17 protein-coding genes are annotated in these 18,260 nt (G+C 51.1%); 7 read left to right on the forward strand and 10 right to left on the reverse strand.

Annotation, left to right across the window (positions count from 1 at the left end; translation table 11 throughout):
- Positions 1-110: 110 nt before the first annotated feature.
- Positions 111-1,223 carry a histidine kinase gene (locus tag AC2JC8_RS00945; protein WP_484399675.1) on the reverse strand — a complete coding sequence of 371 codons (1,113 nt, stop codon included), beginning with the start codon at positions 1,221-1,223 and terminating at the stop codon, positions 111-113.
- A 100-nt stretch (positions 1,224-1,323) separates the two neighbouring features.
- On the opposite strand from AC2JC8_RS00945, the gene AC2JC8_RS00950 reads away from it, so the two are divergent.
- The 3 genes from AC2JC8_RS00950 to pepN are packed head-to-tail and all read left to right on the forward strand — an operon-like array spanning position 1,324 to position 4,939.
- Positions 1,324-1,866 (forward strand): hypothetical protein, encoded by a 543-nt coding sequence (locus AC2JC8_RS00950; protein ID WP_484594047.1) that lies wholly within the window; start codon positions 1,324-1,326, stop codon positions 1,864-1,866.
- Positions 1,863-2,315, forward strand: coding sequence for a cAMP phosphodiesterase (locus AC2JC8_RS00955; protein WP_484399677.1), 453 nt, complete (start codon positions 1,863-1,865; stop codon positions 2,313-2,315). Before AC2JC8_RS00950 ends, AC2JC8_RS00955 begins: the two co-directional genes overlap by 4 nt.
- A gap of 2 nt (positions 2,316-2,317) precedes the next feature.
- Positions 2,318-4,939 (forward strand): aminopeptidase N, encoded by a 2,622-nt coding sequence (pepN, locus tag AC2JC8_RS00960; protein ID WP_484399679.1) that lies wholly within the window; start codon positions 2,318-2,320, stop codon positions 4,937-4,939.
- 6 nt (positions 4,940-4,945) lie between these two features.
- Here the strand turns inward: pepN and AC2JC8_RS00965 are convergent, their stop codons facing one another.
- Together AC2JC8_RS00965 and AC2JC8_RS00970 are read right to left on the reverse strand one after the other, a co-directional pair.
- Positions 4,946-6,175, reverse strand: coding sequence for a glycoside hydrolase family 10-like protein (locus tag AC2JC8_RS00965; RefSeq protein ID WP_484399680.1), 1,230 nt, complete (start codon positions 6,173-6,175; stop codon positions 4,946-4,948).
- A 5-nt stretch (positions 6,176-6,180) separates the two neighbouring features.
- On the reverse strand, positions 6,181-7,176 hold the full coding sequence (locus AC2JC8_RS00970; RefSeq protein ID WP_484399681.1) for a ribose-phosphate pyrophosphokinase: 996 nt from the start codon (positions 7,174-7,176) through the stop codon (positions 6,181-6,183).
- 105 nt (positions 7,177-7,281) lie between these two features.
- Here AC2JC8_RS00970 and AC2JC8_RS00975 point away from each other — a divergent pair, with 105 nt between their 5' ends.
- Positions 7,282-7,707: a hypothetical protein gene (locus AC2JC8_RS00975; protein ID WP_484399683.1), complete on the forward strand. Its 426-nt coding sequence runs from the start codon at positions 7,282-7,284 to the stop codon at positions 7,705-7,707.
- Here AC2JC8_RS00975 and AC2JC8_RS00980 read toward each other — a convergent pair.
- Positions 7,704-8,945 carry an LCP family protein gene (locus AC2JC8_RS00980; protein WP_484399684.1) on the reverse strand — a complete coding sequence of 414 codons (1,242 nt, stop codon included), beginning with the start codon at positions 8,943-8,945 and terminating at the stop codon, positions 7,704-7,706. The genes AC2JC8_RS00975 and AC2JC8_RS00980 overlap by 4 nt on opposite strands.
- Before the next feature lie 71 nt (positions 8,946-9,016).
- Here AC2JC8_RS00980 and AC2JC8_RS00985 point away from each other — a divergent pair, with 71 nt between their 5' ends.
- The gene (locus AC2JC8_RS00985) at positions 9,017-10,177 is read left to right on the forward strand and encodes a Coenzyme F420 hydrogenase/dehydrogenase, beta subunit C-terminal domain (protein WP_484399771.1); all 1,161 of its coding nucleotides are present in this window, start codon (positions 9,017-9,019) and stop codon (positions 10,175-10,177) included.
- Complete coding sequence (gene malQ / locus AC2JC8_RS00990) at positions 10,174-11,574, forward strand: 4-alpha-glucanotransferase (protein ID WP_484594048.1); 1,401 nt, start codon at positions 10,174-10,176, stop codon at positions 11,572-11,574. The genes AC2JC8_RS00985 and malQ overlap by 4 nt, the downstream gene beginning before the upstream one ends.
- On the opposite strand, the gene AC2JC8_RS00995 is transcribed toward malQ, so the two are convergent.
- From AC2JC8_RS00995 to AC2JC8_RS01020, 6 genes are read right to left on the reverse strand one after another with little or no spacing between them, the layout of a single operon-like run.
- A complete protein-coding gene (locus AC2JC8_RS00995) occupies positions 11,547-12,107 on the reverse strand; it encodes a helix-turn-helix domain-containing protein (RefSeq protein WP_484399687.1) in 561 nt (186 codons plus the stop codon). The two genes, malQ and AC2JC8_RS00995, sit on opposite strands and share 28 nt — an antisense overlap.
- Positions 12,094-12,879, reverse strand: a complete 786-nt coding sequence (locus AC2JC8_RS01000; RefSeq protein ID WP_484399688.1) for a pseudouridine synthase — start codon at positions 12,877-12,879, stop codon at positions 12,094-12,096. Before AC2JC8_RS01000 ends, AC2JC8_RS00995 begins: the two co-directional genes overlap by 14 nt.
- The gene (locus tag AC2JC8_RS01005; protein ID WP_484419792.1) at positions 12,876-13,970 is read right to left on the reverse strand and encodes a sensor histidine kinase; all 1,095 of its coding nucleotides are present in this window, start codon (positions 13,968-13,970) and stop codon (positions 12,876-12,878) included. Before AC2JC8_RS01005 ends, AC2JC8_RS01000 begins: the two co-directional genes overlap by 4 nt.
- Complete coding sequence (locus tag AC2JC8_RS01010; RefSeq protein WP_484399691.1) at positions 13,967-14,692, reverse strand: response regulator transcription factor; 726 nt, start codon at positions 14,690-14,692, stop codon at positions 13,967-13,969. Before AC2JC8_RS01010 ends, AC2JC8_RS01005 begins: the two co-directional genes overlap by 4 nt.
- A gap of 57 nt (positions 14,693-14,749) precedes the next feature.
- Complete coding sequence (locus AC2JC8_RS01015; protein WP_484399692.1) at positions 14,750-15,157, reverse strand: hypothetical protein; 408 nt, start codon at positions 15,155-15,157, stop codon at positions 14,750-14,752.
- 23 nt (positions 15,158-15,180) lie between these two features.
- Positions 15,181-16,803 carry an ABC1 kinase family protein gene (locus AC2JC8_RS01020; protein WP_484399693.1) on the reverse strand — a complete coding sequence of 541 codons (1,623 nt, stop codon included), beginning with the start codon at positions 16,801-16,803 and terminating at the stop codon, positions 15,181-15,183.
- Positions 16,804-16,839: 36 nt separating this feature from the next.
- On the opposite strand from AC2JC8_RS01020, the gene AC2JC8_RS01025 reads away from it, so the two are divergent.
- On the forward strand, positions 16,840-18,255 hold the full coding sequence (locus tag AC2JC8_RS01025) for an aminotransferase class I/II-fold pyridoxal phosphate-dependent enzyme (protein WP_484594049.1): 1,416 nt from the start codon (positions 16,840-16,842) through the stop codon (positions 18,253-18,255).
- Positions 18,256-18,260: the final 5 nt, after the last annotated feature.

The following is an 18,260-nucleotide window of genomic DNA, read 5'->3' on the forward strand; positions in this document are numbered from 1 at the left end:
ACCCCTGTCGCCTCCGTGAAAGGGAGGTGTCCTAGGCCTCTAGACGATGGGGGCAAGGCCTAATTGGCAAGAATTGAGCCTATACAGGCAACTCACCTTGAGTCAAGTATTCAGTCACTTTGACCACGCCACACCGGCACGGTGAAATGAAAGCAAGCACCTTCACCAGGGGCAGATACAACCCAAATGCGTCCGCCATGTACTTCCACAATGCGGCGACATACCGACAGACCCACCCCAAAGCCGGAAGCTTGCGCTGCCGTTTGGGGTAAGCGCACCCGATCTTGAAATATTCGTTGCTGCTCCTCCATTGGGATGCCGGGTCCGGTGTCGCTAACGCTCACCTGCACCCACTGGCTGGTGCGGTGTAGCAATGAAAGGTTCACCTGGCCCCCATCAGGGGTGAACTTGAGGGCATTTTCGATCAAGTTCAACAAAACCTGCCGCATCCGTCTTTGGTCTGCGTATACATCGGGTAAATCTCCTGGCACATCGGTGTGCAACTCCAAAGAACGGTTAACCCAAAGCTTTTCCAGCTCAAGAATCGCTTCAGCAGCAATTGGCGCTAGCGGTAAGCGTTGAGGATTAAACATTGCTTCCCAACGGGTGCTTCCCACCTCCAGGAGGTCTTTTGAAAGCTGCGCAATATCGTCTAAACGGCGATCCACCACATCAAAAAAACGTTCGCTATCAATTTGATTGCGTCTGTAGCTCTGCAAAGCCAAATTTGCAGCGGTGAGGGGGGTGCGCAATTCATGGGCCACCATTCGCAGCAAACGTTCCTGAACCCCAAGCCGTGAGGTGAGAGTTTCATTTTCCTGCCGCAGCACCAATAACTGATCTTCCAGCTGCAATTCTCTCTGGCTCAATCCGCCACTTGGTTCCGCCGTTCGCAAGCCCATGCCAAGACCGCTTACAAGGCCCAGTTGGCGCCAACGTGGAAGCCAATTTTCCATTTGGCGCCGGATTGCATTACCAGCAAATACCTGTTTGGGCGGTGGATCTAGCTTGATTAATGCAGGGGTGGCAACCAAACGATGCAACTCCAGCAGTTCTGGCTGCTTTTGCGGATCAGCAATGGTGAGGGTGAGCTCAAAATTTCCTTTTTGCTCCTCAAGAAATTCCAGCAGAGCCCTTAAATCCGCACCCGCCAATTGGTTGGGGCCCGCCAGCAGCAGCAGGTTTAAGACCTGTTGTTGAGTTGTTTCTCCCTGGCCGGGCACTACAAATTGTCAGATATATGACCCACACTATTAAAAAAATCTGATTTACATACCTAAAAAGGCAAAATCGGCTTCATTATTCCTCTTTAACCACAGTTTGATGGCCTTGGGTTTGATCAAGCAAGACCCCAGCCGCATCAATCTCGACAGCTCCCTGCGCCGTTGGTTTTCCCGCAATTTGGGGCTATGGCGTTCTCGCCGTCAATACGTTTTTGGCGATGATGAATCCCTCAAAATTGATGTGCTGCTTCGGATCGAAGCTTTTAGTGAGCCGGTGGAGGGTGATGCGGCTTACCGCTTTAGCTGGTGGCCGGAGAAGGAACACAACTTTTTTGAAAAGCAACCACGCTTTGTGCCCACAGGCACCATGGAGGCGTTCCTTTGCGGCCACCAGTTGCGTCGCAGCCGTGGTTTTTTTAGTGGCTCTCCAACTAAAAGCCAGATACGTCAAGTGGATGAACACGAATTGGTTTTTGAATCCCATTACCAGGAATGGGACATCCTTGAGCACATCCGCTTAGTAGCCCAAGATTGCTACCGGAGCAGATCGATTTATTCCTGGCGTAATGGGGAATTAGAGGTTGCTGAGGTGCACCACGAGATTCGTATTGAAAGCGGCGGAACAACAATTGAGACTGAATGAAGAGCATGGTGCAACATGGTTTGGTTCTTAGTAAGAAAATTGCTGTGTTGCGTCAGCTGATCTCCGCGTCTGCACTGCTGGCGCTTTCAACTTTTGGCTCAATTACTGCGGTGCAAGCTCAAGTGGCTAGAAAGCCGGCAAGCGAGGCAGAAATGACCCTCTACACCAGGATTTCAGCTCTAAATGCTTGTATCGCAGCAGCCAACGGAGTCGATTTCAATAAGTCGATCGGTATTGCTGGTGAAACGCTTACCCAAGTGATTCAAGGTCAAAACGGTGGCGCGATTCAGCAGTTAGGGCCAAAAGCTTTGCCCATAGAAGAATTGCGTAAGGGTTCGATCAACTCCGTATTGATGGGTGTTTCTCAAGTTTGCCCAGATCTGATGCCAGCAGATGTGCGCGACAAAGTAAAGCAGGCGCTGCAGCAGCAAGGCAAGCCAGCTAAATAACCATGGTTTCCCCTGGCGCAGCGGTAGTGCCGATCCGTCTAATCGATTACAAGCCCCCAACGGTGCTGATCGAGCAAGTGCAATTGCTGGTGCAATTGTTTCCAGATAAAGCCCTGGTGGATTGCCAGCTCAGCATTACGCCCAATGGCTTAGCCCCAGGGGATCCCTTAGAACTACAGGCCCTAGACCTAGAGCTGCTAGAGCTCAGTATTGACGGTTTACCAGTGGCTGATTGCCATTGGCAGCACAGTGAAGGTGTGCTGCGTTTAGAGGCTGAAATCCTGCCGCATAAAAGTTTTTGTTTACGCAGCCTCAGCCGTTTACAACCCGCGGCTAATACCAGCCTTGAAGGGCTCTACACCAGTGGTGATTTATTCACCACCCAGTGTGAAGCTGAGGGGTTTAGGCGAATCACCCCTTTTCTTGATCGCCCCGATGTGTTGAGTAGTTATCGGGTGCGAATTGAAGCTGGCCGCCAATGGGCCCCAGTATTGCTAAGTAATGGCAACTGCATCGCCACAGGTGAATTACCTGGTGATCGCCATTACGCCGAATGGCACGATCCATTTCCTAAACCCTGTTATCTCTTTGCCTTAGTAGCAGGCCCCTTAGTGGAAGTGGCTGATCAGTTCTTGAGCGCATCTGGTAAGCAGGTGCGATTACGAATTCATGTGGAAAATGGTGATCAAAAGTTCTGCAGCCATGCAATGGCCAGCTTGAAACGTTGTATGGCCTGGGATGAACAGGTTTATGGATTGGAATACGACCTTGAGGAGTTCAATATTGTTGCGGTGCGTCATTTCAACATGGGCGCTATGGAAAATAAAAGCCTTAATATATTTAATTCTAAGTTGGTATTAGCCGATGCAGAAACTGCAACCGACGCAGAACTTGAAAGTGTTGAAAGCGTAATAGCCCATGAATATTTTCATAATTGGACCGGCAATCGAGTTACGTGCCGCGATTGGTTTCAGCTCTCATTAAAAGAGGGACTAACGGTATTTAGAGATCAGCAATTTAGCGCTGATCTCCATGGCAGTGCCATGAAGCGCATTGAAGATGTGGCCATGTTAAGAGCCTATCAATTCCCTGAAGACAGCGGCCCTACAGCCCATCCAGTGCAGCCTGATCAATATATAGCTATCGATAATTTTTATACCACTACCATCTATGAGAAGGGGGCTGAACTTATAAGGATGCAGCAAACTTTGCTGGGTAAAGATAATTTTATGGCAGGGGTTGCACTTTATTTAAAGCGTCATGATGGTAAAGCCGCCACCTGTGAAGAGTTTTTGCAGGCCCTTGAGGCGGCCTCATCTAAGTCTTTGGCTTCATTTCGGCTTTGGTATCAACAAGCTGGCACCCCAGTGCTAACAATCAAGCAGCAGTGGGATTCAAACCTCGCTCAATTGCAGCTGCTCTTGAGCCAGTCGTATCCGTTAATTGCAAACCAAAGCTCAACAAAGCCGGTACCCATCCCGGTGAGCATTGCCTTGATTGATGGCGGCGGTGAGCTTCTTAAAGAGCAGCTGCTTGTTTTAGATGCTGCTTCTAAGCAGTGGCAATTCGATGGTTTACCCCCAGGCGATCAGCCCCCTTTAATTTCAGTGCTGCGTGGTTTTTCGGCGCCGGTGCGTTTGCAGTTTGAGCGTACTAATCACGATTTAAAACGTCTGCTTTTGTATGAAAGCGATGCATTTAGCCGTTGGGATAGTGCTCAACAACTTTGGCAGCGTTGTCTTTTGCAACCCTCCCTAGAACAGCAAGAGAGCCTGCTGGCCATCTGCAAACAATTTCTAGCTGATCAAATTAGTGCTGAACAAAGTTTTGATCCGCGCTTGCTGGTGGCGTTGTTGCAAGCTCCTGCTTTAGAGGAATTGGAGGCCGCCTGCTTAGAGCTGGAGATAACTCCAGATCCTCCTGCTTTAGAGCGGGCTTTGCTAGAGCGCAAGATCTGGCTTGGCCGTGAATTAGCAAGACAATTACAGGTGCTTTGCCACCAGTTAGCACAACCGGCTCAGCAGCTCTGGCCCGCAGGCGTAGGGCAGAGGCAGCTGCTGGGGTTGGCTTGGAGCTGGCTTGTGGCAGGTGGTTTAAGTCCAGCGGAGCTTTCGCTTATCCAGCATGTTGAGGGTTCTTCTATGACCCTTGCCCGCGCAGCGCTTGCTGCTCTACAGCCGTGGGATTGCCCAGAGCGCAGCGATGCCATGGAAGTATTTCAAAGCCGCTGGCTTGAGCGGCCTGTAATTCTTGACAACTGGTTTGCCCTGCAAGCTTCTGCTCCTTTTGGTGATGCGATCGCCAGGGCAGAAGCGCTGTTGAGCCATCCTCGCTTTGATCCCCAAGCACCGAATAGTTTGCGGGCGGTGTTAGGCGGATTTGCCCGCTGCGCTCAGTCTTTTCATAAACTAGATGGCAGTGGCTATCGCTGGCTAGCTGATCAACTAGTGGCACTCGATGTGCAAAATCCAATTGCCGCATCGCGATTTTTAAAATTATTTATGGGTTGGCGTAACTATGGCCCCCAACGCAAAGATCAGATGCAAACAACCTTATATTGGCTTCTTGATCGTTTACATTCAGCCAACAGCCAAGAAATTACGCGCCAATGTTTGGGGTTGTAAAAAAAGTTATCGAACTGTGCGTAGATTATTTGAGTTTGGAAATAGATCTGGGTATAAGCTGCGGTGCACTTGATTAAGAACTGTTTTACGTATTTCTCCCCCTTCTTTGCCAGCATATTGCCCCCATAAACCTTCCCAATAAAAGTAAATAACACCAAATCCTTTCTCGGCGCTAAGTGCTATCTTTTTGCGCAGAGTGTTTATATCTGTGCTGCGCCCACCAAAACCAGCGAGCACGCCAATATTAATTGGGATACCCCAGCTGCGGGCACGATCGAGGGCTGGTTGATTGAGATCTTGTTCAAATCCGCGCACTGAATATGCATAATTTTGAACTACCAATTCATCCACTAACCGCCTCACAGACCAGATCTCCCAATCCTGCAACCACTTGTTGTAAGAAAAGCGAAATGGACCTGGCGATAAACTGATCCTGCCATTGCCATTACTGCGTTGGAGGGCTTGGCGCAATTCCACCAATAGCCCGGTTAATTTTTGACGACGCCAGGTCATCCAGGCGCGATTTGTGTAATCGGCTGGAGGTTCAAGGCCTGTTTCTTGTTTATATAGTGCTGCTGTGTAAGCGTCATAACCTAAATCTACAGGCCAGGCAAAATGATCATCCAGCTGAATCCCATCAACTTTGCATCGCTCTACGATTTCAGTGATTAAACCAATAAATCGCTCTCGTACTCCAGGGTGGGCTGGATTTAACCACACCCTTAAATCTTTTAGAGGGGATGTTTTTAAATTTGCTCCGTGCATTGCGTAGTAAGGGGAACCATCTATCTTCTTTAAGATCCAATCGGGATTTTGTTTAACAACCGCTGCATCACCCGGTTCCATTAAGCCATATTCATACCAAGGAATAACTTGTAATCCTCTTTTATGGGCTACGGCCGTCATTCGGCAGATCGGGTCTAAATCAGGTGAACGCATTGCTAGGGCAGGCTCCATAGGTGCCCATTTTGAGCGATGAAAGGTGGTGCCACGGCTCCATACATTTGGGTAAAGAGTATTAAATCCTGCATCAGCTAACTCATTCACGGCCCGATCAATACGAGTTGCTTCGTAATAGAGCGGGCTTGGAGTATTAGTAAGCCATACCCCAACTCGGTTTGAATTTGCTATGGCGGGATTTATAAAATGAGCATTAGCTCCAATGAACAGAGGTAAAAGCAGGCTGGATCGCTTTGGAATATGTATTTTTGAGAATAGTTTTGCGATTAAGTTCATCTTTTTTAGCGAAACATTGAACTCACCGAACTCTCTTCATGGATGCGCCAAATCGCTTCACCGAGCATATTTGCTACAGAAAGAACCTGCAGTTGTGGGAAGTGTTGATCTGCCGGTATAGGAATGCTATTTGTAACCAACACCTCTTCAAATAAGCCTGGTTCAGCAAGCCTCTCAATAGCTGGCGGTGAAAACACCGCATGGGTGGCGCAGGCAATTACCCGTTCAGCGCCCCTCTGCCGCAGTAGTTGCGCCCCTTTTGAAATCGTGCCGCCGGTATCGATCATGTCGTCTACTAAAACTGCCGTTTTACCTTTCACATCACCAATAACTGTGAGGCTTTCAGCCACGTTGTGAGCAGAACGGCGTTTATCAATAATCGCTAGAGGAGCATCATCCATCCGCTTTGCAAAAGCTCGCGCTCTTGCAACTCCACCCACATCGGGTGATACCACCACCACCTCACCAAGATCGCGGGTGGCTAGGTAATCCACCAGTACCGGTGCCCCGTAGATGTGATCGCAGGGAATATCAAAATAACCTTGTATTTGGGCTGAGTGCAGATCCATCGCCAGCACCCGATTAACCCCAGAGGCAAGCAATAAATTTGCTACCAACTTTGCAGCAATCGATTCCCTACCCGCTGTTTTGCGATCTGCCCTTGCGTAGCCGTAGTAGGGAACTACTGCTGTGATTTGACGCGCCGACGCTCTACGGCAGGCATCCACCATGATCAGCAGTTCCATCAAGTGGTCGTTTACCGGCGCACAGGTGGGTTGCACCAGGAACACATCGCAGCCGCGGATCGATTCCTGGATTTGGATGTAAATCTCACCATCAGCAAAGCTTTTGCTTACCCGAGGTCCGTCTGGGATACCTAAATAAGCAGCAATTTCATTGGCAAGTGCTGGATTTGCGCTGCCGCTAAACAACCGCAAACGATTGCCGTCGCCAGGATGGAGGCTGGTGATACTGCGTTCGGTGGCCAAAAATCTCGTCACGGCGCTTGGGCTGTGATTGTGATGATTAGCCCCGATCGTAGAAGCGAGCCCCCTATCCCGCCTCAAATGGATGTTTTGTTAATTTGCGCTCCCCACGCCAGTGCCGTGGTTGCCCCCTTCGCTTGGGCCTGTGGCTCCATGGGTTGGGGCCCTCTGCGCTGGTTGAATAATTCCGCTGCAAACCCTCAATTGCAGTTTGGGGAAGAGCGCCTCTGGGTGCTGCCAGATGATCAGGAATTGGTGGATTGGGTTGAACCCCTTGCCGCCCATCGGCTGCCAACACTTTTGGTTTTACCTGGCGGGCCGCGTCTGCATGGCGAGGCGGCACTGCATCAGGCGTTGCTGAAACAGGCGGGAGTACCTCTTGTGGGTTTATTGCAGGTGGGGGGGGATTGGGAGCCTCAACAGCGGCGGCAAGAGAATTTGGCTTGGTTAGGTAATTGGCAGCCAGGTGATCGCCAGGCGCTTGCTCTTACAGCCCCATTGGCAATTCTGATGAAGCAAAGGCTGCGGCAGCTCGATTTGGCTTAGGGCTTTTTAACGAGCCAATCTTTGCCAAGCAACACTTCAACCTCTGCGCCAGGGCTCAAAGGCCCCCGTTGCAGTTCCCCAACCCCGAGCACTTTTCGCACTGCCAGGGCCTGCTTTGGATTGCGGCCGTGCAGGATCAATGTGCGTTGCCGTTGCCGTTGCTGTTCTGCGCTGTTGCTACTCAGCTGCGCGATTAAACCTGCCCCTTGAAGCAGCTCGAGGGCCTTTGTGGTGCTTTCTCCTTCTGCGCCTTCAAGGTTTATTAAGGAATTTTCTGAAGTTGGGCTTTGGCCTTGATGCCAAAGCTCGAGCAGGGGGGTGGCCCGTTGTTGATCAAGGCGGCGAGGCCCAGATGTGCTGCTAAGCGGTAGCCGGCTGAGGCTGATTAAATCAGGATTTTTTAGCCCTGCGGCCAGCAGGCTGAGCATTTCCCCATGGCCCAGATTTGTATCGAACTTTGAGCGAAGACCTAGTAATAAAGCGGGGAGTTTTGGCGCAACATTGGGATCAGCCAGGCGTTCTGCCAGCGGCAGCACAAGTTGCTGTTGGCGTTGGCGCCTGCCGCTATCTCCTTGATCAGGGCCTTGAAAGCGCAATAGTTGATCTAGCTGAGCGCCCCTTAGCCATTGCTGACCAGCCTCTAATTCAATTTTTAATTTGCTTTTTTTATCTTGATATCTCATGGCGGTTTCAATATTGAAGGGCAGCCCGCCGATGCCATTAATTGCTTCCTGCATGGCACCCCTTGGCAGCAGTAGGTAGCGATCTGGCAGCACGGGGTCACCGCCATTGGCCAGCAATTGAGCCACCACGTCTGCAATTAAGGCAACACCCCCCTGGCGATAGAGATCCGTTAGCGGTTGTAATTTTTGCTGGCCCGGCAGTAGCACCGCTAATTCGCTTGGGATCTGCAGCAGCTCTAGGCCCCCTGCTGGATGCACTCGCGCCATAAGGAACAGCTGCACCTGGGCTACGGCTTGGTTTTTGGCGTTGATCTTTTCGCTATCAAGGCCAAGTAGCAGCAGGGTTTGGGACCGGCCGGGCGGATCGGCAAGGCGGCTGATAGCCGGCTGTAAATCCTCGATTGGCTTCGGTGCCTTCAGAGGAATTAGTTGCCCCCCCAGAACTGAACCCAGGCCGATCCCAGCAATTAAAACTCCAAGCCGCCATAGCGCCTGGCTGTGCCGCCGCAGTTGCTGCCAAGGTTGTTTGTTTGAAGGCGGCGAAACGGTAACCATGCCCGATAGTTTGGGGCCTGAGCGCGAGTTCGTGTGCATTGACATTTGCTCCCCACGAAAGGGCCCGCCCAATGGCCCGTGGCACGGTTAGGCCAGCCAAGCAGCTTTGCAGTGATTGCGGCCTTTGCGATACCCGTTGGGTGGCATATGTGCGCCAGGCCTGCGCCTTCATACATCAACAATTTGATCAGCTGGAAAGCCAAGCCCATGGCCGCAGCCGCAAGCTTGATAACGAGGATGAGCTTTATTTCGGAGTTTTCCAGCGCATGTTGTGCGGCAGGCTTGAACCTGGCCTGGAGGGGGCACAGTGGACTGGCATCGTTAGCAGCATCGGTGAACGAGCCCTAGAGCAGGGGCTCGTTGATGCGGTTATCTGCGTGCAGCAAAGCCCAGATGATCGTTTTACGCCGGTGCCGGTGCTTGCCCGCAGCGTTGCTGAGGTGCGCGCAGCACGGGTAAATAAACCAACTCTTTCCAATAACCTTTCGGTGCTGGAACAACTACCTGGCAGTGGCATCCGTCGCTTGCTGGTGGTGGGTGTGGGCTGTCAAACCCAGGCGCTAAGGGCGGTGCAAAGCAGTCTTGGCCTAGAAGAGCTCTATGTGTTGGGTTTGCCTTGCGTAGACAACGTGAGCAGGGCTGGTTTGCAAACCTTTTTGAATTCCAGTAGTCGCTCCCCAGACACAGTGGTGCACTACGAATTTATGCAGGATTTTCGAATTCACTTTCGCCACAGCGATGGCAGTAAAGAAACTGTGCCTTTTTTTGGCCTCGACACACCAAAACTTAAGGAGGTGTTTGCCCCCAGTTGCCTTAGCTGTTTTGACTACGTAAATGCCTCTGCTGATTTAGTGGTGGGCTACATGGGAGCGCCATTTCGCTGGCAATGGTTAGTGGTGCGCAACAACCGTGGCCAGCAGCTTTTGGATCTTGTTGAGAAGGAATTACAAACCCAACCTGTGATGAGTGCAGGTAACCGCAGGCAAGCGGTGCAGCAGGGCATAGAGGCATACGACAAAGCCCTAAAACTGCCCGGTTGGCTGGCGGAACTAGTTGGTTTTGTTGTGCAAAGAGTGGGGCCTAAAGGCCTGGAGTATGCGCGTTTCTCTATTGACTCCCACTTCACAAGAAATGCGCTGTGGTTAAAGCGCCATCATCCACACATGGTGGAAAGCCATCTGCCCCCTTTTGCTCGAAAGATTGTGAATCGCTACCGCCTACCTCAGTTATGAGCAATCTCTTAGAGCTTCTGGGGGGGCGGCGTCAATTCGGTGTATTGATGCATGTTTCCAGTTTGCCTGGCCCTGGATCTAGCGGTTGCTTTGGCCAAGCGGCCCTTGAGTGGATCGATCTTCTTGCAGATCATCAAGTGAAGGTGTGGCAGGTTTTACCGCTTGCCCCAACAGATAACACTGGATCCCCTTATAGCTCCCCTAGCGGTTTTGCTCTTAATCCGCAATTTTTAGATCCCGATCTGCTGGAGCCCCAATCAGCTCTCGATCAAAGCTTCAGCGGCTGGTGCAAGCAGCAGCAGTTTTGGTTAAAAGATCATTGCCGCTTCATGGTGCTGCGCCGCCGTTTTGAAGGGGCCCCCTGGTGGCAGTGGCCTAAGGCTTATGCCGCTCGCCATAAAGCTGTAATTCAGCAACTAGACGAACAGGAGGCGCCACTGCTGCAGCAAGAGGCCCTTCAGCAGTGGCAGCTGCAGCAGCAATGGCAGGCATTGCGCGCCCACAGCCAAAAGCGCGGCGTGCAATTACTAGGTGATCTACCTTTTTATGGCGCTCATGACAGCGCTGATGTGTGGAGTAAGCCGGGCTTATTTAGCCTTAATCCCGATGGCAGCCTTGCTCAACAAAGTGGTGTACCGCCAGACTATTTTTCAGCTACCGGTCAGCTTTGGTCTACGCCTGTATATCGCTGGAACCGTCATCGTTTAAACGGCTACCGTTGGTGGTTGCGGCGGCTTGAAAGGCAGCTGGAGTTATTTGATTTGCTACGGCTTGATCACTTCCGCGCCTTTGCCGGTTTTTGGAGTGTGGCTGGTGCAGATAGCACCGCTGAAGCTGGCGAATGGCTGCCTTCACCTGGGCAAGCAATCCTGAAAAAGCTCAGCCGACGTTGCGCCGGCCCCTTGCCGCTCGTGGCTGAGGATCTTGGTGTAATTACCCCTGATGTAGACGCTCTAAGGGAAAGTTTTGATCTTCCTGGCATGAAGGTGTTGCAATTCGCATTTGAAGCTGATCCAACTAATGCCTACCTACCTCAGAACTTTGGCACTGGTAGTTGGGTTGTTTATACCGGCACCCACGACAACGCCACAGCAAGGGGCTGGTGGCAGCAACAATCAGATGCAGTGAAACAGCAACTGCAAAATCTTTTGGGTCATCCGGTGGAATCCCCTAGTTGGGAATTGTTGCGGTTAGCGCTTGCATCCACAGCAGATTTAGCAGTGGTGCCGCTGCAGGATCTGATGAGCCTTGATGATCAGGCCCGTTTCAATACTCCAGGCACTGCAAGCGGAAATTGGAATTGGCGATTGGATCAACCAATTGCCAATTTGAGGGGCCATCTGGAGGGGCTGCAAAAACTAGGCAAGCTTTATGGCAGAGGTCTTAGTTCTGGGTAAAGCTGCAGCAATTTAGTGAGCGGTTGGGCTTCTCTTTGTAGGCCTTGTTGCGGTGCAATCGGTGCAGGGCTGAAACTGCCGGATCTAATTAATTGTTGTTGTTGAAGGTTTAGGCCGTAGATGAGCGCGATTAGCAATGTTCCATAGGCAATAGTGCCTTGCCAGGTACTAAATAGTTCGATCGAGCCAAGGGTGAAACCAGTTAAGGCATCATCTCCGCCCACTGAGCTTTTGTGGATTGGGGGTAAAGCTGTCTTGATTACTTCTGCAACTTCTGTTTTTGGAAGCCCTAAGCGTTCCGCCAGTTTCTTCAGGATCGTGCCAAGAAAAGCAGCTTCCGGCAGCCGTTGAATCCAGCCTTTTTCTAGGGCTTCCAGCACAGCGGTGCTAACGCGCGTATCAATGGCTAGCTGGCGCATGCTGAGGTTTTGCTGTTCTCTTTCCCGCTGCAAGCGCAGGCCAAAAAAACGCAATGCAGCTTCCTGCTGTTGCTGCTTTACGGAAACCTTTTGGTTGCTTTTAACTTTGGCCACGGAAACGCTTTGGCTTTGCTGATTGTTCGTAATCGGGTTCAGGGGGATTTAATAATTTGGCAAGGGCAGTGGTTTCGCTTTCACTTAACCATCGCCAGGCGCCAGGCTCCAGATCGCCTAATTGCACAGGCCCCACTGATAAACGCTGCAGATCTAAAACCGGATGGCCCAATAATTCCGCGGTGCGGCGAATTTGACGATGACGCCCCTCCTTCATTTCAATTTCCACCAAGCTGCGCCGCTTGCCATGTTCCTTTAAAGCCACAAATACCGCACGGCTAGCGATCCCATCAAGGGGCACCCCTTTGCTCCAGCGCTCCAATACCTGAGGGCTGGGGTTCCCCTCTACCCACACCAAATAGCGCTTGGGATGATTGAAACGGGGGTGGGTGAGGCTGAGGGTGATCTCACCATCGTTGCTAAGCAGCAGAGCCCCATGGCTAAAGGCATCTAAGCGCCCCACTGGGTGGAGCCCTTGCCCCCTCGCTAGATCCGGCGGCAGCAGATCTAAAACCGTGGGTCTGCCCATTGGGTCGTGGCAGGTGCTGTGCACTCCTCTTGGTTTGTGCAGCAGCAAGGTGCAGCAGGAAGCCTTGGCAGGCAGTGGCTTGCCATTTATTTCAATGCGATCAATTGCTGGATCGGCTTGGTCGCCTGGTTTTGCCCGCACCCCATTTACCAAAATGCGGCCTTGAAGCATTAGCTCCTCAGCCCGGCGCCTGGAGCACACCCCAGCGGCAGAAAGCAATTTTTGCAACCGTAAACGGCTCATGGGCTCACGGGCAACGATAAAACCAACAATGCACTACCCCCGCTGTTGTTGCGGGCGCGGATATGGCCTCCATGGGCTATCGCGATCTGTTGCACTATTGCTAAACCAAGGCCGCTGCCCACCCTTTGGGCACGGGCTCGGGAGGGATCGCCTCTATAAAATCGTTCAAACATATGTTGCAAATCCTCCGGGCTAAAACCATTGCCTTGGTCGCTTATTTCTATGCGCTGCCAACGGCCTTCGAGTTGAAGTTTAACTTTGATTTCGGTTTTATCTGGGCTGAAACGCAAGGCATTTTCAAGCAGATTTAATAGGGCTCTGTGTAATAAAGTTTCATTACCCATTACGGGGTGGGCATTACTGCTTTCGAGCACAAGATCAATCTGGTGTTGCTCTGCTAATGGAGTAATTGTTTGCCACACTTTGCTAACTAAATCACGAATATTTACTATCTTTATGCTGCTTTCAGTGTTATTTAGAGACGGATTGTCAAGTTTGTTTAATTCCAGCAGATCTGAAACTAAGCGTTGCAAACGATCTAGTTCTCGCTGTAATCGCTCAATCTGAACCACATGCTTCTTGCTGGGGTTTTGGGCAAGGGATTCGGTTACAAGCGATAGGGCGGTGAGTGGGGTGCGCAATTCGTGGGCTACATCGCTAATCCAGCGCTCCTGCTGTTGTTGCTGGGATTGCAAAGACTGGCAACTTTGCACAAAAACACCAATCCAGCCCCCTGCGCCTGGGATTGCGAGGGCCTCCAAGGGCTCAGAACTGATGTTTTCTGGTTCGAGTGGAGTGGCGCTCACGGCGGTGGCATTCCAGCTAACTCTTTGGCTGCTGTTGCTGCGGCGTGCTTCAGCCACCGCAGCATCTAATTGATGGCAGCGCACTACTTCTAGAAGGTAGCGATTTGATAGTAGCGATGAGTTGGGTACATTTAAGAGGCGCCTTGCTCTACTATTTATGTGTTGCAAACGGTTCCATGGATCCAATACCAACAGCCCTTGAGGTGAATCCTCAAGCCAGCTGAGTAATTGTTCTGCATCCAAGCAATTGGGCCTACGCCACAACTTTTTCAAACCAAATATCATCCGAAGCGATAACCAAAACCGCGTACAGTAAGTATAAATTCAGGTGCGCTTGGATTGGTTTCTAATTTCTCTCTTAGCCAGCGAATATGTACGTCTACAGTTTTACTATCACCCATAAAATCAATGCCCCAAACTCGCTCTAATAATTTCTCGCGGCTCCAAACCCGTTTGGGATTTTGCATAAACATTTCAAGCAGGCGATACTCCTTGGGGGAAAGATTTAGCTCTTTGCCGCCGCGGGTAACACGACATTCCTCCGGATAGAGGGTGATATCTTCATGGCTCAATACTTGCTTTTCTCCACTGTCGCCGTTGCTGCCGCTGCGACGAAGCAAAGAGCGGCAACGGGCTACCAATTCCCGCAAGCCAAACGGTTTAATTAAGTAGTCATCCGCCCCCACCTCAAGCCCCACCACCTTGTCTGTTTCGGAATCGCGGGCGCTTACAACCAAAATCGGTGTTGAGAAGCCCCGGCGACGCACATAGCGGCACACATCTAGGCCGCTAACTCCAGGCAGCATTAAATCGAGTAGCACTAAATCGAAGGGCAGCTGATCCGGGCTGCCCTTAAAACGTTCAAGGGCTCCATTGCCAGTGGCTACTGCATCCACCACAAACCCTTCATTAATCAGGGCTTCAGTAATGGTTTCGCGAATTGTTTCGTCGTCTTCCACCACAAGCAATCGGGCTGGATTGGTTTGGCTGGGGGAGCTAACCGCCACAAAGAAATCGCGTGATATTTCAAACCTTAATCAAACTCGTCTCATTTACTAGCCAGTTCAGAAAAACTGATCGAAGTTATCGAAATCCACCGCTTTAAAACTACCCGCTTCCACCTGCTTCATCAAGCGCTCTAGCTGCACCCAGAGGCCACCGCCGGTAAGGAGAGCAAGCAGCATTGATACCAGCATTGCCGCCCCTGCCGCAAAGCCAAACACCTGCAAGGCACCTCCGATAAACAGGGTGATTCCAATCAGAGTTCCAGCAAAAGCTATGGAGGTTTCTGCATTGCCAAGGGGCAGCAGGGGTAAGCGATCTTGCTTCCAGGCCTCTAGGCGATTTTGGATCAGTTTTGCAAAAGTGAGGCCACAAAGCACGCCAATTGCTAGGCCAAAACCACTGAGCAGGAAAGGCGGCTGTTGGATTACCGCGTAAGGAAGATCAAATTCAATGCTGTCGTAGTCCAATGGCCGCTTGAGGGTGCTACAGGCTAGGAGCTCAACTTGGCCAGTAGGTCGCTGGCAAGCCGTTTAGGACCAAAACGGCGCCGCAACAGTTTTGCCAAATTACTTAGATCATCTGTGTTGAGGCGTCCGTCCCGCACAAGAGTGAGCAGAAGCCTCTGGCGCAGATCATGGCCCTGGGGGCCAAGAATTAATCGCAATCCAGCACCCGCCACAGGTAACAAATCGGTGGGGCTGCCGTCTTGACCCACAACATCAAGCAAGTTTTCTAATCTTTGAAGTTGTAATTTTCCTTCACTGTCAAATAAAATATCAAGCAATTTTCGCCTTAATTCTTCAGTATCGGCAGCGAGTAAACGTTTTGCAACGTAGGGATATGCAACCCTAATAATGCTGAAATCTGGATCTAATCTTAAAGCTAAACCTTCCTGACTCACCACTGCTCGAATTATTAAGGCAAACCGCGCTGGCACCCTAAAAGGATAATCAAACATCAGCTCTGAAAAGCGATCGGTGATCGTTTTGAAATTAAAGCTGCCAACCGATTCGCCAAGCTGTCCGCCTAACACCTCTTCTAATGCAGGCAGAATTGGGCTTAAATCAGTATTTGGTTGCAAAAATCCCAGCCGCACAAAATCATGGCCAAGGGATAAAAAATCACGATTAATTAAATGAACAACCGCATCGGTAAGGGTTAAGCGATCATCATTACTAAGCATATCCATCATGCCAAAATCAACATATCCCAAGCGGCCATTGCCATCCCTGCCGCCAGGTAGCGCGAATAAATTGCCTGGATGAGGATCTGCATGGAAATAACCAAACTCTAAAAGTTGCCGCAACCCTGCAATGACCCCAGCTCTAACAAGGGTTGTGGGATCCAATTGATTTTCTTCAAGCACCGACCTTTCCTGTAACTTAACCCCATCGAGCCAGGTGGTGGTAAGCACCTTTTGGCTACTTAACATTCGTTCAACTCCAGGTATAACTATACTTGGATCATCATCAAATAATGCAGCAAAACGTTCTGCATTGTCAGCCTCTAATTCATAATCTATTTCTCTAAACAATGTATTACCGAATTCATCAACAATTGCTGTTAAATCATCACCTAAATTCAGGGGTAGAAAGGGGCCTGTAAATTGAGCCAACAATCTAATTACAGCTAGGTCAAGCACTAACTTTGCATGCAGCTTTGGCCTTTGCACCTTTACGGCTACCCAGCGCCCATCGTGCATCTGCGCTTTATAAACCTGGCCAAGGCTTGCTGCTGCAATTGGCTTACCTGGAAAAATAGCAAATAAATTGCTCGCTGGAGCACCTAACTGATGCTCGATAGTTGCAAGAGCTATATCGTGATCAAAGGAGGGAAGATCATCTTGCAATCGTGTTAATTGTTCTAACCAGTCGCGATTAACTAAATCTGGACGAGTGGATAATGCCTGCCCTAATTTAATGAAACAAGGCCCTAGGTTAGTAAGTGTCTTAAGTAATAAGATGCCGAGGCGCTTCTGCACCTGCGGATCCTTGCTACTACCTTGGCTTAAAAGAGTGAGGCTTAATCGGCCCAGTTGCCATAGCACCACCAGCAGGCGTCCCAGCAGTTGATGAAGGGGAACAGCAGGGCGCTTATAGATGGCTGAACTCATAACTAAACAAACTCTAGAAACTGAATCACTGATCTGGTGTGGAATCCATTAGCCGCTGCCCATAAGCCCTGGCCCTTAGAAGTTGCGCTTAGGCGAGAAGCTCGCCGCAAGGGGGTTTTTTTGCATCTACCAGCCCATGGCCGCGGCAGGGCTTGGCTTGGTAGTGGCGTGCAGCAACAGTTGCCCTGGCAGCTTGATTTACCTGAACTGCCAGAGCTTGGTGGGCCGTTGCTACGGGAGGGGGCGGTAGCTGCTTCCCAGCAACAGCTGGCCGCTTCTTTTGGCGCAAGCCAGAGCTGGTATGGCGTTAATGGCGCCAGTGGTTTATTGCAGGCAGCTTTGTTGGGGGCAGCCGCACCGGGGTCACGGGTTTTATTGCCCCGCAACCATCACCGCAGCTTGTTGCATGGCTGTTTGCTTGGCAATTTGGAACCACTTTTTTATGATGTGCCTTTTGATCAAGCCACTGGCTTAGCCCAACCCTTGCCGGTGCAGTGGCTGGAACAACTCCTTGAAAAGGCCGGTTCTGTTGCTTTGCTGGTGCTTGTATCCCCCACTTATCAGGGCTTGGTTGCCGAGCTGGATTCTTTGGTGGCGATCGCCCATGGCGTTGGGCTGCCAGTGCTTGTAGATGAAGCCCATGGCGCCCATTTTAATTTCGCGGCCAGCCTGCCCCGGGGGGCTCTTGCAGCTGGCGCTGATCTGGTGGTGCAATCGATCCACAAAACCCTCGGCAGTTTGGGGCAAACCGCTTTGCTTCATCTACAAGGTGAAAGGTTGCAAAGCCAGCAATTGGAGCGGGCCCTGCTCTGGTTTCAAAGCAGTAGCCCCAGTGCTTTGTTGCTGCTTTCAACAGAACAAGCGGTGGCTCGATACTCAGCTGTTGCTGGTGAGCGCCACTTGCAACGCTGCCTAAACCAAGCCTTAAGCCTTAGGGCTGCGTTAACAAAAAAAGGTATCCCCCTGGTGCAAAACCAAGACCCCTTGCGCTTTGTATTGCATTGCGCCCAGTGGGGCCTTAGCGGCAGTGCCGCAGACGACTATTTAATGCAAAGGGGGGTTGTAGCGGAATGCCCGGAAGCATTAACACTCACTTTTTGCCTTGGTTTGGCTCCCATCGCGCCACAGCGCCGGCGCCTCTGCCGCGAATTAGAGCGTTTGAAATATTGCCAGCAAAAAGTGCCATCTTTGCCACCGCTTGATCCCCCGCCATTTCCTCGCTTGGCTGGATTACAAGTGCCCCTTGCCGAGGCATGGCGCCTGCCTTCAATAACACTGCCTTTAGCTGAGGCGGCAGGGCGGATTGCAGCTGAAACCATCTGTCCGTATCCCCCTGGTATCGCTTTATTACTGCCAGGGGAACAACTTGATGCAGCCCGCATTCAGTGGTTGCAACAACAGCAGTTGCTATGGGGGGGGCAGATCGCTGATACGGTTGAAGTTCTGGCTTGATTTAG

This window comes from Synechococcus sp. (genome assembly GCF_982614295.1).